Annotated in this window: 15 protein-coding genes; 7 read left to right on the top strand and 8 right to left on the bottom strand. The window is 40.6% G+C overall.

The window, feature by feature from the left end; genetic code table 11:
- The first annotated feature begins 164 nt into the window (after window positions 1-164).
- The 5 genes from sat to NQ095_RS10055 all read left to right on the top strand — a co-directional run bounded on the left by sat (window position 165) and on the right by NQ095_RS10055 (window position 5,532).
- Window positions 165-1,325: a sulfate adenylyltransferase gene (gene sat / locus NQ095_RS10075; protein ID WP_258263389.1), complete on the top strand. Its 1,161-nt coding sequence runs from the start codon at window positions 165-167 to the stop codon at window positions 1,323-1,325.
- A gap of 13 nt (window positions 1,326-1,338) precedes the next feature.
- Window positions 1,339-3,096 (top strand): SLC13 family permease, encoded by a 1,758-nt coding sequence (locus tag NQ095_RS10070; protein WP_258263332.1) that lies wholly within the window; start codon window positions 1,339-1,341, stop codon window positions 3,094-3,096.
- A 26-nt stretch (window positions 3,097-3,122) separates the two neighbouring features.
- Window positions 3,123-3,719: an adenylyl-sulfate kinase gene (gene cysC / locus NQ095_RS10065; RefSeq protein ID WP_258263331.1), complete on the top strand. Its 597-nt coding sequence runs from the start codon at window positions 3,123-3,125 to the stop codon at window positions 3,717-3,719.
- Between the two features lie 58 nt (window positions 3,720-3,777).
- The gene (gene cysQ / locus NQ095_RS10060) at window positions 3,778-4,548 is read left to right on the top strand and encodes a 3'(2'),5'-bisphosphate nucleotidase CysQ (RefSeq protein ID WP_258263330.1); all 771 of its coding nucleotides are present in this window, start codon (window positions 3,778-3,780) and stop codon (window positions 4,546-4,548) included.
- 102 nt (window positions 4,549-4,650) lie between these two features.
- The gene (locus NQ095_RS10055) at window positions 4,651-5,532 is read left to right on the top strand and encodes a glycosyltransferase family 2 protein (RefSeq protein WP_258263329.1); all 882 of its coding nucleotides are present in this window, start codon (window positions 4,651-4,653) and stop codon (window positions 5,530-5,532) included.
- Between the two features lie 56 nt (window positions 5,533-5,588).
- Here the strand turns inward: NQ095_RS10055 and NQ095_RS10050 are convergent, their stop codons facing one another.
- The 6 genes from NQ095_RS10050 to NQ095_RS10025 all read right to left on the bottom strand — a co-directional run bounded on the left by NQ095_RS10050 (window position 5,589) and on the right by NQ095_RS10025 (window position 11,991).
- Window positions 5,589-6,470, bottom strand: coding sequence for an NAD-dependent epimerase/dehydratase family protein (locus NQ095_RS10050; RefSeq protein WP_258263328.1), 882 nt, complete (start codon window positions 6,468-6,470; stop codon window positions 5,589-5,591).
- Window positions 6,467-7,288: a dTDP-4-dehydrorhamnose reductase family protein gene (locus NQ095_RS10045; protein WP_258263327.1), complete on the bottom strand. Its 822-nt coding sequence runs from the start codon at window positions 7,286-7,288 to the stop codon at window positions 6,467-6,469. Before NQ095_RS10045 ends, NQ095_RS10050 begins: the two co-directional genes overlap by 4 nt.
- Window positions 7,285-8,277, bottom strand: a complete 993-nt coding sequence (locus NQ095_RS10040) for a polysaccharide biosynthesis protein (protein WP_258263326.1) — start codon at window positions 8,275-8,277, stop codon at window positions 7,285-7,287. The genes NQ095_RS10045 and NQ095_RS10040 overlap by 4 nt, the downstream gene beginning before the upstream one ends.
- Window positions 8,267-9,361 (bottom strand): non-hydrolyzing UDP-N-acetylglucosamine 2-epimerase, encoded by a 1,095-nt coding sequence (wecB, locus tag NQ095_RS10035; protein WP_258263325.1) that lies wholly within the window; start codon window positions 9,359-9,361, stop codon window positions 8,267-8,269. The genes NQ095_RS10040 and wecB overlap by 11 nt, the downstream gene beginning before the upstream one ends.
- Window positions 9,362-9,605: 244 nt before the next feature.
- The gene (locus NQ095_RS10030) at window positions 9,606-10,829 is read right to left on the bottom strand and encodes a glycosyltransferase family 4 protein (protein ID WP_258263324.1); all 1,224 of its coding nucleotides are present in this window, start codon (window positions 10,827-10,829) and stop codon (window positions 9,606-9,608) included.
- Window positions 10,830-11,031: 202 nt separating this feature from the next.
- Window positions 11,032-11,991, bottom strand: coding sequence for a YncE family protein (locus tag NQ095_RS10025; protein ID WP_258263323.1), 960 nt, complete (start codon window positions 11,989-11,991; stop codon window positions 11,032-11,034).
- Window positions 11,992-12,246: 255 nt separating this feature from the next.
- Here NQ095_RS10025 and NQ095_RS10020 point away from each other — a divergent pair, with 255 nt between their 5' ends.
- Together NQ095_RS10020 and NQ095_RS10015 are read left to right on the top strand one after the other, a co-directional pair.
- Window positions 12,247-13,314, top strand: a complete 1,068-nt coding sequence (locus tag NQ095_RS10020) for a glycosyltransferase family 4 protein (RefSeq protein ID WP_258263322.1) — start codon at window positions 12,247-12,249, stop codon at window positions 13,312-13,314.
- Between the two features lie 93 nt (window positions 13,315-13,407).
- The gene (locus NQ095_RS10015) at window positions 13,408-14,310 is read left to right on the top strand and encodes an NAD-dependent epimerase/dehydratase family protein (protein WP_309137632.1); all 903 of its coding nucleotides are present in this window, start codon (window positions 13,408-13,410) and stop codon (window positions 14,308-14,310) included.
- Between the two features lie 56 nt (window positions 14,311-14,366).
- Here NQ095_RS10015 and NQ095_RS10010 read toward each other — a convergent pair whose 3' ends face one another.
- Together NQ095_RS10010 and NQ095_RS10005 are read right to left on the bottom strand one after the other, a co-directional pair.
- Window positions 14,367-15,068: a glycosyltransferase family 2 protein gene (locus NQ095_RS10010; RefSeq protein WP_258263320.1), complete on the bottom strand. Its 702-nt coding sequence runs from the start codon at window positions 15,066-15,068 to the stop codon at window positions 14,367-14,369.
- Between the two features lie 102 nt (window positions 15,069-15,170).
- Window positions 15,171-15,560 (bottom strand): M67 family metallopeptidase, encoded by a 390-nt coding sequence (locus tag NQ095_RS10005; RefSeq protein WP_258263388.1) that lies wholly within the window; start codon window positions 15,558-15,560, stop codon window positions 15,171-15,173.
- Window positions 15,561-15,655: the final 95 nt, after the last annotated feature.

Raw genomic sequence — 15,655 nt, 5'->3', positions numbered from 1 at the left:
ATGCTTGTTTTATTAAACAGCCCTCTCCCACTGGTAGATCTTCACATAAACTAGTAAAAGCAAGATTGTTAGCGTTCTACACAGCGAAAAATGGAGCCGTAGATGATGGATTCTTGGCATCAACTGCTGTGTTAAATTTATTCCAATCGAAAGGAGAAATCAGTATGATATCCCCACACGGAGATATGCTTGTTGATCAAGTTGTTATCGGGAATGAACGAGATGAGTTACTTAAAAAGTCATCCACTCTCCCCTCAATCACGCTCGATTCGTGGGGTCTGTCCGACCTAGTTCTGCTCTCAACGGGAGCCTTCAGCCCCTTAACGGGATTCATGAATCAAAAAGACTATCTACACGTATTGAAAGACATGAGGTTATCGAACGGGTTGGTTTGGAGTTTGCCCATTACCCTCCCGGTACCCAAGAGATTGAGTAAGACTTTATCCATCGGGGAAACCGTTTCACTTAAAGGACAAGATGGAGTAATCTACGGAACAATAGAAGTTGAAGAAATATATGAATATAGTAAAGAAGCGGAAGCCCTTTTCGTATTTAAGACATTGGACAACCTTCACCCGGGTGTTCAAAAGACATATCAGAAAGACGAAGTGTGTGTCTCTGGTCCGATCAAACTTCTTCAGTTCCCTGCCATTTTCAAGAAAGATTTCCAAACACCGAAACAGCTTAGAGAGCGATTTAGTGAATTGGGGTGGAACACAGTCGTTGCATTTCAAACGAGGAATCCCATTCACAGGGCTCATGAATATCTGCAAAAAACTGCACTCGAACTAGTCGATGGTCTATTGATACACCCCTTGGTAGGAGACACAAAGCAAGATGATATTCCTGCAGAAATCCGTATGAAAAGCTATAGAGCATTACTCGACGAGTATTATCCCAGAGAGAGAGTCCTGTTATCCACATTCCCTGCAGCCATGAGATATGCTGGACCCAGGGAAGCCTTATTCCACAGTATTGTAAGAAAAAACTTTGGATGCACCCATTTTATTGTCGGCAGGGATCACGCAGGTGTCAGGGATTACTATGGCACATACGATGCCCAGGAAATCTTCAATCAATTTTCAAGAGAAGAGATCGGTATCGAGATACTGAAGTTCGAACATGCCTTCCACTGTATTAAGTGTGGGGGAATGGCTACTTCAAAAACATGCCCTCATGACGAACCATTTCATGTCCACCTTAGCGGTACAAAGGTGCGAAAAATGTTAAGAGACGGAATGAGGCCCCCAAAAGAGTTCTCAAGGCCTGAAGTGATAGAGGTACTTCTCAATGAAATGAGGAAAGGTTCTCAAAGGGAGCGGTGAAGGAGACTACATCATGCTTGAATTTTATATTGTAATACTTGGAATGATCGTTATGCTATCATTTCTGGTTTTTGAATTGGAGCGACCCGAAATCATTCTTCCATCCACTCTCCTCCTTTTCGTCATGACTGGGGTCATTACACCACAGGAAGCTATAAGGGGGTTCTCAAATGAAGGGATGCTGACCATCGGTTTATTGTTCATCATTGCCGGAAGTATTCAAAACAGTGGAATTGTGGATCATGCCTTCAAGAAGCTATTAAACCGTTCAGCTTCAAGAAAACACATGCTTGCCAAGCTCCTCTTCCCCATCTCCTTCCTTTCCGCGTTCCTGAACAATACTCCCATCGTCATCGCTTTTACGCCACTGGTGAAGAAATGGTGTGAAGATCATCATCTCGCCCCTTCTAAATTTCTTATCCCAATTTCATATGCTACGATTCTTGGAGGTACCATTACAATGATTGGTACTTCCACAAATCTTGTTGTCCATGGTTTGCTTCTTGACTCGAACCTGCCAGGATTCACGTTTTTTGAACTGGGTAAAATAGGGGTACCGATAACTCTCATAGGTCTGTGCTACCTCATATTTTTCAGTTCTTCCTTATTGCCTGAGAGAGGAAGCAGACCTGTCAATATGGAAACCTTAAGAGAGTTCACGGGAGAGATTTTAATACTTGATGACTTCCCTTTCATTCAAAAGACCGTTGAACAAGCCAGGTTAAGAAGCTTAAAAGGACTATTTCTTGTTAGTATCATCAGGGAGGATGAAACCATTACTCCAGTATCGAATACAACAGCATTAAAGGCATATGACCGTTTGATATTCACCGGGGATATTACCTCCATCACAGAACTTCAATCCCATAAAGGCCTCCAATTACAAAGTAATGGCGGCTCCTCTTTTCCGAAGCACCATCGGTTGACGGAGGCAGTGGTCTCCCATCATTCTTCCTTATTATATAAGAAGATTAAGGATACCAATTTCAGGAGCAGGTTCAATGCAGCTGTCATTGCTGTTCATAGACAAAATCAACGGCTGAAATATAAAATTGGCGATGTCATTTTAAAACCGGGAGATATTTTACTACTTGTCACGGGAACTGATTTTTATAAGAAAACCAGCACCAATGATTTCTATATTGCCACTCCACTGGACAAGACCATGATGACTCGAAAACAGACCATGAATGGGTGGTTCTCCATCGCACTACTAGGAACGATGATCCTTATGGTGACATTGGGATATATTTCGATGTTTACAGGAATGGCGTTTGTGACACTGTTATTACTTTCTTTAAGAATCGTCAGTCCCCTGCAGGCAAAAACAGCCATTCAATGGAATGTACTGATGGTGGTTGCCTGCTCGTTCGGTATCGGCTATGCGATGATCGACTCAGGTGTTGCCGCTTTTCTTGCCGATCTACTGATGCTCGCATCAAAGCCGTTTGGGCTTTTTGCCATAATTATGGCAATCTACCTCCTTACTAATGTGTTTACCGAAATGATTACGAACAGCGCTGCCGCCGTCCTGATGTTCCCTATTATCCTCGAAGTTTCAAATACTTTGGATCTAAATCCCACCGCGTTGGCCGTAACAGTCACCATTGCCGCTTCAGCAAGCTTTGCGACACCGATCGGTTATCAAACCAACCTGATCGTATATGGACCAGGTGGCTATCGATTCAAGGACTTCCTGAAGGTGGGTATCCCCTTGAATATCCTGACAATGATCACCACAGTATTATTGGTCTACTACTTTTGGTTATAAATATCGAAAACAATGGAGGTGATAAGATGAATCAAAAAAATATTACTTGGCATGAGGGTAAGGTCCAGAAAGCAAACAGGCAACATTTAAATGGGCATAAAAGCGCATTGCTATGGTTTACAGGTTTGTCTGGTTCCGGTAAGTCCACAATCTCAGTTGAAGTAGAGAAGAAATTACATGAGCTTGGACTTCACACTTTCCGTCTTGATGGTGATAATATTCGTCGCGGTTTGAATCGTGATTTAGCATTTTCAGAAGAAGATCGTACGGAAAACATCCGGAGAATTGGAGAGGTATCGAAGTTATTTGTCGATGCCGGCATCTTAACCTTGGCTGCCTTTATTTCTCCATTTAAAGAAGATCGGGAATTTGTCAGATCCCTATTATCTAATGAGGAGTTCATAGAAATCTATGTACAGGCGAGTATAGAGACTTGCGCAGGTCGAGACCCGAAAGGCCTTTATGAGAAGGTGAGAAAAGGGGAGTTAAAAAACTTTAGTGGAATCGATTCTCCTTATGAAATCCCCGAATCCCCTGAAATCGTGATTGATACTGAGAATCAATCTATAGATGAGTCAGTTTTACGAATCGTAAACCATTTAAAGAATAAGCGATTGATATAATCCGAATCGAATTTAAAAGAAAGTCACTTCCCTATTTAATACGAGGAGTTGATGAAATATGCTGAATGACGTAATTGAAATAGCGATTGGGGCAGGAAAAAAAGTGCTGGAAGTATATGAGGCTCCGTATACCATTCATGAAAAAGCAGATAAATCCCCCCTCACCATCGCAGATCAGTTGTCACATGAACATATAAAAACCGAATTAAGCAAACTTTCTCCCGGCATTCCCTTACTGAGTGAAGAAGGGGCCAGCATCCCTTACAATGAGAGAAAGAACTGGTCATCTTTCTGGCTGGTTGACCCTCTGGATGGAACGAAAGAATTCATTAATAAAAATGGCGAATTCACTGTCAATATCGCCCTTATCCAAGGAAACCGGCCAGTATTGGGGATCGTTTATGCACCTGTAACAGATACTCTTTATTTTGCGGATAAGAACAAAGGCGCATATAAAGTCATGGCTGCCAGTTCTTTGGAGAAAAGAAAGCAGGTAAAGATCAATACCGCATCATCTGGTGTAAAGAGAATCGTGATCTCAAGATCCCACTTGTCGGAAGCGACTCAGGAGTATATCGACGACCTTCAACGGCGAGAAGGAAAACTTGAATTCACTTCGATTGGAAGTTCATTGAAGTTTTGTTTGATTGCAGACGGCAGCGCACACTATTATCCCCGACTCGCGCCAACAATGGAGTGGGATACAGCTGCCGGTCAGGTAATTGTAGAGGAAGCTAACGGTCAGGTGATTGAATATGAAACGGGTAATCCACTGGTATATAACAAGAAAGACCTTACGAACCCCTCATTCCTCTGTTCCATAAAATAATGAAGAATGCTGCGGCACTCGTCGCAGCCTCTTTCATTATTCACGGAAAATCCCTATTTACATACACTAACGTAGAATATTTCAGTTTAAGGGAGCGAGATTATGGGAAACAAGCCTCCAAAGGTATCCATCATTTTCCCGGTGCGTAATGAAGGAAAGAATGTAAAGATGACACTGGACTCTTTGTTCACGGTGAAGACCAATATAGAGTTGGAAGCCGTTATCGTGGATGATGCTTCAAATGATCAATGCTGTAATTTTCTAAACCACTATCCATACCGGGACAAAGTAACGTATATTAGGACGAACGGGGTCGGACCTGCTAATGCCAGAAACCTGGGAGCAGGGAAAGCCCGACATCCATATTTAGCATTCTGTGACGCTCATATGACCTTCGAAAATTTCTGGATCGATCGTTTAGTCTACTACATCGTCAAGGGAACAAGCGACGCCGTATGCCCTGCCATCGGATCCATACAAGATCCCGTCGTAAAAGGATATGGCCAGTCCCTCACTACCTCACTCAAGATCAAATGGCATCAGAAACGAAAATCTTTGTTTGAAACAGCTATCCTGCCAGGTGCCTGCATTATCACCTCTAAACAAGTGTTTGACGACGTAGGTGGATTTGAAACAGGCTTTTCTACATGGGGCCATGAAGATGTTGAATTATCCCTCAAGCTTTGGCTGTTTGGGTATCGATGCCATTGTGAGCCAAACGTCACCGTACTGCACTTGTTTAGAACAACTCATCCGTACACAGTAAACTATGAAGGAATATATTATAATTTACTAAGGATGGCCTATCTTCATTTTGATGATAAAAGAATCAAGAAAGCCAAATCACTGGTCGTACATGGATCGGCAGCAACTATAGAAAAAAAGGTGCTCAAAGATGGTGTATTACGAAAAAGGGCTCAATATATAAAAAGAAGAAAAATGGATATTGATAACTTATTTAAGAAATTCAATATTTACTTTTAATAAAACAAAAAATTCAAGACAGCTGAAAGGAATTTCAGTTGTCTTGAGATACAAGATTATTGCTCCTGATAATAAAGGAGGGTATCCTTCAAACTTTGGTTTAGGGATATGGTTTGTTTCCAGGAGAGACTCTCTAGTTTTTCAATCGAATATTGAACGCCAGGGGTAGATAGAAAATGTTCGGTCGTTAATGGCAGGTCGCTTTGAGATAACCTCTTCAATTCTTTAGCTACCTCGAGAAACTTGTACGTTTTCCCTGAAGCAACGACGTACGTTTCATTTTTACACCCCTTTTGGAGAATGCAGTCATACGCACTTACCGCATCCCTTACATCCAGGAAATCTCGGCGATCCAGAATGTTATGGAAGTGAAAACCTTTCCCGTCCACGTTGCGATGTTGCACACATTTTTGCGCAAGAAGAGCGCAAATTCCATTGGAATGGCCGGGACCGATTAAATTGGACGTCTTGGCAATCCGAATATCCAGATCATAAAATGATGACCAGCTTGTGGATAGGAGCGTCTGAATATACTTAGATAATCCATATGGGTGATTGGGTACTATAGAGTGGCATGGATTGAATTCAATGACAGAGCCAATAATGAGGATTCGTGCGGAAGGAATTGTTCCCTTAACTCCTTCCAGTAGATTCATCGTCCCTATTACATTCGTATTTATGGTGGAAATCGGATCTTCCCATGATTGTCCGGTATGATTTTGAGCTGCAAGATGAAGAATCATGTCCGGTTGGATATTTTCAAATAATACCTTCATTCCTTTTGCATCCATTAGATCACACAGCACACTTCGAACTTCTTTTATGGGATGAAAATGACTGCGTACAGCTCCAAAAACCTCATAGCCCCTTTTGATGAAATATTCACATGCATGGATCCCCGTAAAGCCTGTAGCCCCAGTGATGAATACTTTATTCATCTCCCCTTCATCCAATCACGAAGTTCAAGGAGCATCTCCTTGTAACCTGGGACGGAGTATTTATAATCATTCCGTGTGTGTAGGAGGGTTTTATCATGGACCGGTTTTGCGACTGGTATGATGACCACTCCATTGTTTCCGAATATTTCCTTAAAGAGAAGCAGAAGATCATATTTAGAAATCTTTTGATCTACACTCAGATGATACAGTCCTGAAACCCCATTCGTTATGAATGAGTGTATCGCTTTAGCGAGTTCCAGTGTAGTCACTCCATTCCAGAAGACGTTCTGATAACCATTGATCCTCCCTTTCTGCTGAAGGAACCAGTGGAGAAGGCCAATACCATCTTTTTTCAGTTCAGGCCCTATGATAGAAGTGCGAACAGTCAGATGAGGTGGGGCATCAATCTCTCCCAAGGACTTTGACTTAGAATAGATGTTAGTCCCATCTTTCACGTCATGCTCTGTATACCTCCCTTTCTCTCCTGAAAACACGCAATCTGTACTAATATGAATCAATTTGCCACCGTATTCATTTATCATTCCCACCAATGCGTGAGGTAAAAGACTGTTTACCTGGACCGATTCCATTACATGGGTTTCAGCATAGTCATTTAGTAGACCCGTCGCATTGATAACGATATCTGCACTTTGCTCACTCAAAACCTTCCTCACACTGTCAAGGTCCCTAACATCTAATCGAATTCCTAGAGGATCTTCTTTTCTAACAGTATAAGACACCTCATGGCCACATCCCTTCATATATTCAACGATGACATGACCAGCCATTCCATGTCCTCCTAGAACGAGAATCTTCATTCTAGAAACCCTCCATCCTTCAGCATCGTCTTTATCTGATCATAAGGGATGATGTTATCACTGGAAGAATACGTATCAAGATCTACTTGAGGAAAATCTTCATAATATTCCATGAGCCCTTTAATCGGAATGGTTGGCAGGATGACAAAATACTCATTGTCATAAACGATGGTATTATGGCTTTCAAATTCCGTTAAAAGTAGTTCATGCAATTTTTCTCCAGGACGAATTCCCAGTTCCTCAATGATCACTTCTTTATCAGGTGAATATTGATCGATTAGTACCTGTGCAAGATCGATGATTTTACATGTAGGCATTTTCATGACGAAAATTTCTCCACCATGACTTTCATAGGTTGCCTTGAATAACAGTTTGATGGCATCTTTTATGGTCAGAAAAAAACGCGTCATTTTTTTATCAGTAATCCCGATTTTAGATTTTGTTTTGATTCCATGCTTGAATACGTGAATGACGCTGCCGTTTGTGCCTAATACGTTTCCACCTCGTACACAGACAAACTTTGTTTTATCTGTTAACACATTAGCATTGATGATCAACTTTTCTCCCATAGCTTTTGTGAATCCATAAAAATTGGAAGGGTTCGCTGCTTTATCCGTAGAAATATTAATGACTTTTTCAACATTATTTTCGATTGCAGCGTCAATGATATTCTGTGTTCCCATTACATTCGTCTTCAATGCTTCCAGTGGCTGAAATTCACAAACCGGGACATGCTTTAGGGCAGCGAGGTGAAAGATATAATCAACCTTTTGTGAAGCTTCTATAACAGCTTCCTTGTCCCTCACATCTCCTATGACGAACGTTAACTTGGGGTGATTTTCAAACTTTTGCTTCATTAATACCTGACTCGTTTCATTACGTGAGAAAATACGAATCTCTTTCGGGTCTTTTTCAAGCAGTTGACTCACCAGTTCATTTCCCCATGATCCGGTACCACCGGTGACTAGAATGGTCTTATTAGTAAACAATGTCGGAACCTCCTAATAAAATATTTATCACTTTATCTGAAACATTTCTATCCAGATACTCTGCCGGACATGTCCAGTTGGATAGTTTCGAAGTCATCACCTTAACCCCAGTTAAGATGTTATCTTCCTTTAACCCTGATATAAAATTACTCCCACAATCCACGGTTTCCGGTCTCTCTGTTGTCTTCCTGATGGTTACGGTCGGAATGTGAAAAATACAACATTCTTCTTGTACGGTGCCGCTATCCGTTAATGCGCAATAAGCATTTTTCTCAAGCTTAATGAAGTCAAAAAACCCGAAAGGTTCGTGAAGTTCTATTAGTGGATGCAAATGTAAGTGAGGGGCAGCTTGCAATTTTGACCGTGTTCTAGGATGAGTGCTAAGAATAATTCTTTTGTTGTAAGTGATTGCAAGTTGGTTCATTGCTTTGACAATGGAAGTAAGATGAGCGGAGTTGTCGACGTTTTCAGCACGATGAATGGTCGCAAGGAAGTATTCCTGTTTCTCAAGTTTCAAATTTTGAAGGATAACACTATCCTCTATCTGCTGCTCGTAGTGGCTAAGAACTTCAAAAATAGGATTGCCCGTTATGATGATTTTGCTTGATGTCATTCCTTCTTTAAGCAAATTGGTCTTGCTGTAAGGGGTGTATACAAGATTGTAGGAAGATACGGCATCAATGATTTTCCGGTTTTTTTCCTCTGGTACATTTAAGTCAAAACAGCGATTCCCTGCTTCCATATGAACCACAGGGATCATCATCCTTTCAGCAAGAATGGCACTAAGCCCACTATTTGTATCCCCAAGCACCAGTACTTTGTCCGGCTTTTCTTTGATTAGTATCTTTTCAAGCTCAGTAAATAAAGATGAAAGTTGCTCACCCAGGGATTGCTGTTTATCCGCCAACACATAATCAGGCTCTCTTAAACCCAGTTCCTTAAAGAAGACACCATTTAGGGAATGAGTAAAATTTTGACCTGAATGGACAATAATATGTTCATCGGCGAGTAAATCCAATTTCTTCATAATGAGACTTAACCGGATGATTTCAGGTCTCGTTCCTAATACCGTCACTATCTTCATAATCACCTCTCCTTTTATATTCTCTTATTATATTTATGTTAGGATTTAAGACATGTCCTAGACTGTTCTCTCTATTTTTTAAAAAGGCTAGTGACTAGTTTAATTGTTCATCTACTAGACAGTACTGTTTCGCTGTATGCCCGTGTATAGTCGGTCTCAACTATCGATAAATGGTTTCTAACTAGCTTGTAGGTGATTTTTTATTTTTGTTTCCTGCTCAATATTTCCATGCACCACCTTCTAACTAGAAAATTCCAAGCTTGTCATGCCTAGCTTTAACATACAACTCCAAAATAGAACCACCCAATCTATTCACATCCCACATCGCTTTCCCCATCTGTTTAGCAGATTGACTCATTCGTTCCCTGATTTCATGATTCTCCAATAGATATTGGATGCTTTCTGATAACTGTCTGCTGTTTGCCTTTTCTGTTATCACACCATTTTTGTAATTATCTACCATTTCCGGCAGACCTCCTGCATTACTTACAATGGTAGGTACTCCTGACAGCTGAGCTTCTATTACTGCGAATGGCTGATTTTCCTGCAAACTTGGAAGAACGAGCATGTCTGCTTGATGCAAATGTTCTTTCACGTTGGAACGGTTTCCCAGAAACTTTACATTCCCTTCAATCCCTAATCTTCTGCACTCGGCTTTTAATTCCTTTTCCATCTCTCCTTCTCCCAATATCCTGCACTCCCATGTATTCTTATTATTCAGCAATGATAATGCTTCCATAAGATGGTGCAGTCCTTTCAGGTATACAAGCCGACTTATGACCAGGATGATTTGTTTATCCTCTTTTCTTTTAGAGGGTAATTTTTGAGTGAATTCAGAAAGCTTCACTCCATATCGGATTGTATGGATTTTTGAAGGCTGCATCCGAAATTCTCTTTCAATGATCCCTCTCATCCATTGACTGGATGTGTGGATGTAATCACTGGCTTCATATCCAATTTGTTCTAGACGCGAATAATATTGGAGAAGGAAGGAATTCCATATTTCTCGATCACCTAAAGTGACGTGTCTTGTTTTATATTGATGAAATATCGCTCCAGTCAGGAAGCCATGTACACTTGTAACGAGAGGGAGGTGATTGGGTTTAATCCGGCTCAGAGCAACTGCAGCGATTACATCCTGTGCATGAATTACATCATAATGGTTCAAATTCAATTCCGATACTCCCTGTTCAAAGAGATACCGGTTCATTTCCGCATTGTATACCCAGGGTTCCCTCACCAAATGGGGAACAGATTGCAACAATTTTTCATTAACATATGGACGGTAATGTGCAAGATCTATCACAGTGTTTCGATTCAGAAGGACCACTTTTTTATTATCATCTCTCGTGCATAGAACATCGACTGTGTGTCCCTGCTTGATAAGATTCTCTCTTAAATTTGAAACAAATGACCATATGCCTCCGCCTGGCAAAGGGAACACCGTAGCAATTAGTAATTTCATCATCCATCAAACCTTCGGGCACTGATCTAATACAGATTTTAGTCTTGAGTCAGGAATAGCTAATTTATCTTGTTTCAACATCCGTGCTTTTTTGGATGGTTTGTTGGTAACCGTAGGTCTAGAATATCCATACACATGTCTAAGATAATTCTTTCTTGGTAACATGACGCTCACTCCCATGAAAAATGAATAGTTTACTTGCCGATCAATGAATTGAATAAATCACGTTCATGTTTTGCTCTTCCAGGTTTTTTTCCCACAATAGCGTATTCGAATGAATATTATAGCAAGCGAGACGTGTAGGCATAACTCCATAATCACCAACATAATACGTCTTTCCATCGGCAGTTTTCTTACTGGATGGACGTATACGCGAGAAACCGATCAAGATCAATTCCTCCGACAATGGTTTAATCCCCCGGCACCACCCGATTTTCTCTTTGTGTTTACTTATTTCAACCAGATTCACTTCGCGTTCAACCTTCAGCGTCGAGGAGTTTACAATGATGATCCTTCCATCTACCTGTGTAAAATATATTTTTCCATTGTAGATAACACCGTCATGAATAAGTTGACGACCAATGTCTATTCGCTTTTGACTATCATTCAAACATATGGCATCCTTCTGCAAGCATCTCGTCACCCATACCTCCCCATTCAGTTCAAAGACAAAATTGGGGTGTGACATATGAGGCTTGGTGTTGGCAATCTTTCTATAATCAATGTCTGGGCTGAAGCGGCTCCACGGATCATCCCCCATTACATTCCATAGGTTTACCACCTGACCCTTTCGATCCAGTTCCGCTACCATATCCAGTCCTGTGTTTGCAACCAGGAGATTTCCATTCTTCCTGGGAGTCACATGGTGAACATCATTGAATAACGGTAAACTCACGTAATCGATCATTTTACTGGTAAGGAGATCGAATACTAGGACTTCCGTCTGCGTACCCACATATAATTGGTTGTCTCTTACTGTACCTGCAGTGAACGAAATCGATGCTTTCTCATCAGGACAAACTTTAAGTGGAGATACATACTCGATGACTCTTGTTGTTTCTTTTGTCGTGCCATCCATCTTTAATACAATCGCTTTTTTGAATTGCTCCCAATCATTCATTACTTTGGATTTCTGTTCCGCACCGATAAGGAATAAATCTTTCAACTATTCTCACCTCATTATGATAAATATTTCACTTCACTGACAGAATGCTTGGATTCTCGATATTGCTCCGGTCCTTATCCTATCTATGCTTCTCGATATACTATGTACAGCTTGTTTCTTTTGACATACATATTTAACAAAATAGGAACTCCTTAAAAAAAATAGCCGTATAGCCCTCTACAAAACCGTTCCTTTCACATATAAAAGTAATAAGATTGTTTTATTAGATCGTACATTTTGATTGGAGGATGACAGATGAAAGTCTTATTTGTCTTTTACGTACCGAGTGGAGGCGTAGAAACGTTAAACAGACAAAGATCCATCGCACTCAAACAAGTGGGAATCACTTGTGACTTTTTGTATTATAGTAAACGGAGAAAATTACTGAATCACGAGAATTCAAATGTTTTTATCACCAATAATGATCAAGAGATACAAAATATCCTTAGAAAAGAGAACTATGATGCGATCGTTATCACGTCGGATTATGCAGCAATGGAACGATTTCGGAAGTTGGGATTCAAAGGGAAAATCATACTCGAAATACAGGGGTTCGGTCCACAGGCTGTGGCCAGACAGCAATTGCAACTTGCCATTCCCTATGTACAAAACTATTGTGATGCTCTCTTATATCCCAAAACTCCACATATTGGTGCAATCTTCAGGGAGTTCTTTAAAACGACTCCAATCTTTGAATTTAATAACTGCTTTGATCACAAGGCATTCACCTATCAAACATTGCCTAAGCCATCAAAGCCGATTGTGGCATGGATCGGAAGACTTGAGGACAATAAAAATTGGCGCGAATTCTTATCCATTGGTCAACAATTAATCATGAAGAGACCTGAAATCGATTTATACATGTTTGAAGATCCGAGTCTATCCACCCAGCAAGAACGAAACGATTTCATCCAGTTGAAAAGTAGATTAGGCTTGGATAAACACATTCATCTGTTACAAAACGTACCCAACAATCAGATGGCTGCTTATTACTCCAGAATTGGTGACTCAGGTGGATTCTTGTGCTCCACCTCTAAAGTTGAAGGTGCTCCTTATTCTTTATTGGAAGCCATGAGTTGCAGGTGTCCAGTCCTTACGACAGATTCTGATGGGGTCAGAAGTTCGATCTTGCACAATCAATCCGGGAAATACTATCAAATCGGGAATATTCAGCATGCGGTACAACAAGCTGAAGAATTGATGAATGATACTAAACTTCGTCTCTACATCATTGAGAACGGATTACTCCATTTACAATCGCAATTTAGCCACCAACAATACAGCCGGCATTTCTCCAGGATGCTTAAGGTTCTAAATGCTTAGTTTCGACCATATCTCGGGCGAGTGTTCCATCAAAGGTCTTACCTTTTGCATATGTTATTAAAAAAGTAAAAGGTGAGATGCCAATTGAAAGCAATGGTGACAGGAGGAGCCGGTTTTATCGGCTCCCATCTAGTTGATACGTTAATTTCCAGGGGCTATTGTGTACATGTGATCGACAATCTAAGCAGTGGGAAGAAGGAGTATTTGAATCCATCAGCCATTTTCCACAACATGGATATCACTTCATCAGAAGCGTATGACGTCCTATTGTCGGAAAGTCCGGAGTATGTTTTCCATTTAGCTGCTCAGGCTGATGTTTCACGTTCCACAAAGTGGCCATTCGAGGATATGCAAACCAACATTGCGGGGACACTTAATTTACTGGAGGCGTGCAGACATTTCCCTGTAAAGAGCTTTGTATTTTCATCTACATCTGCCGTCTATGGAAATGCTCCCACAGATTTCATTGACGAAACCTGCCCCCCTTCTCCTATATCCTTCTATGGATTATCGAAATTCACCTCAGAAAGTTATATTAAATTGTACGGAGACACCTTTGGAATACCATTCTCCATACTCAGGTATGGAAATGTCTACGGCCCCAGGCAAACGTCCAAAGGGGAAGGAGGGGTTATTGCTGTATTTCTTGAGACCCTTATGAAAAATGAAAGCCTGAAAATAAACGGGGATGGACTTCAGACGCGAGATTATGTATATGTCCAGGATGTCGTAGAAGCAAATATTCTAGCTGCAGCAAAGGGGAACCAACACATTATGCAGATTGGTACAGGCAAAAAGACATCTGTCCTGCAATTGATTAACTTATTACAAAATGTACATTCAAAAAAAATAACTTCCTTTCATGCGCAAGACCGTCAAGGAGATATCAAGCATAGCTGCCTTGATAATAGGTTTGCTAAACGCATATTGACTTGGGAACCTCAATTCCCAATTAAAGATGGGCTTAGAAAAACGTATTGGTCCTATACAAGTTGAGAATATGTACAAAAAAGACATCAAACAGATTCGATTGATGTCTTTTTGTTTTGTTGTTAAAAACCTTTTTTTCTTGCCATCTTAAAGAATTGTCGATATTTATTCTGGATGTGCAGGGATTCCTTTACCATCCCCGCGCCATTTTTTGCAGAACCCATTTCGGAATGGACCCGGTATAACACTAGCACTTCATCGAGATAGTGCATATGTGTATGGAGTGTCAACCGGCACCACATTTCATAATCCTGAGTGTATTTCAACCTTTCGTCAAACCAACCGGCCTGCTTTATCAAATCCGTTTCGGCCATCACAGTGCAGCCGTTTACTGGACAAGCCTTAAGCAGTAGTTTTTGCAACACATTTCTACTCATTCTACGTGAATGGATTTCATTGACAACTTTATTATTTTGATCAATCGTTTTAAATGCCGTATAGGATAGCCTCGCTCCTACCGTCTGCATGTAGGCAAGTTGCTTCGCGACCTTACTTTCCATGAACATATCATCTGAACTCAGCCATGCAAAGTATTTCCCGGTTGCATGCCTTAAACCTGTATTCAGTGCAGAGGCAGTTCCTCCATTTGCTTTCCTGATATATTTGATTCTGTTCTTGAATGGTTGAATTTTTTCAACATACTGAGTTGAACCATCATCCACAACGATTACTTCGATATCCTTATAAGTTTGACGAAGTGCGCTATTAATGGATTGATCGATATAAGCACAATTATAAAATGGAATAATGATTGATACTTTCACTTTCGTTCACCGCTTTCATAGGAAGTGATACTATTATTATATGTAGTTCCTTATATGTTGCTTGTACCATTACCTAATAAAGAAGAGTGCCATTAGCACTCTTCATACAATTCTGATATTTATATGTTTCACTTTTCCCTTATTAATTTTATAGCAGCAGAGCTCTTCCTCCTTCCCCCCAACTGAAGCAATAAAATAATAGACATCAGGATATATGGAAAAAGATACATCATCCTTTGAAGGAACCGGTTTTCCAAATGGATGGGAGTGATAGATCCCTAAAAACGATTCTTTTCTTCCATGCATACGTGATAAGACCAATTCCTGCTCATCTGGATCAATAGCAAAAGAATATGGCGTGGATTCAATATTTTGCATTGGCCAAACCGTCAAACATCTGTTTTCCACTCCGGAAATCAAGCCGCAAGATTCATTGGGCAGATCTTTTTTCACTTCCAGCATAATCCTGGTATAGACACGGTGGGAAAGGATGACCGTTTCTTTAGGCGTTGCACCCGCATCCTTTATATTTGAATTTCGTCCTTTTGGCTTCCATTTGCATTCTTTCTTCTTTCTTAATACCCAAG

The sequence above is a fragment of the Rossellomorea sp. SC111 genome (assembly GCF_024733565.1).
Taxonomy (GTDB): Bacteria; Bacillota; Bacilli; order Bacillales; family Bacillaceae_B; genus Rossellomorea.
The sequence above is the reverse complement of the archived record's forward strand: the minus strand, read 5'-3'. Positions and strand labels throughout refer to the sequence as shown.

Coding starts and splice junctions, on each gene's coding strand:
- cysC (WP_258263331.1), top strand. CDS start 3,123: ATGAATCAAAAAAATATTACTTGGCATGAGGGTAAGGTCCAGAAAGCA.
- NQ095_RS10055 (WP_258263329.1), top strand. CDS start 4,651: ATGGGAAACAAGCCTCCAAAGGTATCCATCATTTTCCCGGTGCGTAAT.
- NQ095_RS10070 (WP_258263332.1), top strand. CDS start 1,339: ATGCTTGAATTTTATATTGTAATACTTGGAATGATCGTTATGCTATCA.
- NQ095_RS10015 (WP_309137632.1), top strand. CDS start 13,408: ATGGTGACAGGAGGAGCCGGTTTTATCGGCTCCCATCTAGTTGATACG.
- NQ095_RS10020 (WP_258263322.1), top strand. CDS start 12,247: ATGAAAGTCTTATTTGTCTTTTACGTACCGAGTGGAGGCGTAGAAACG.
- cysQ (WP_258263330.1), top strand. CDS start 3,778: ATGCTGAATGACGTAATTGAAATAGCGATTGGGGCAGGAAAAAAAGTG.
- sat (WP_258263389.1), top strand. CDS start 165: ATGATATCCCCACACGGAGATATGCTTGTTGATCAAGTTGTTATCGGG.
- wecB (WP_258263325.1), bottom strand. CDS start 9,361: ATGAAGATAGTGACGGTATTAGGAACGAGACCTGAAATCATCCGGTTA.
- NQ095_RS10050 (WP_258263328.1), bottom strand. CDS start 6,470: ATGAATAAAGTATTCATCACTGGGGCTACAGGCTTTACGGGGATCCAT.
- NQ095_RS10030 (WP_258263324.1), bottom strand. CDS start 10,829: ATGATGAAATTACTAATTGCTACGGTGTTCCCTTTGCCAGGCGGAGGC.
- NQ095_RS10045 (WP_258263327.1), bottom strand. CDS start 7,288: ATGAAGATTCTCGTTCTAGGAGGACATGGAATGGCTGGTCATGTCATC.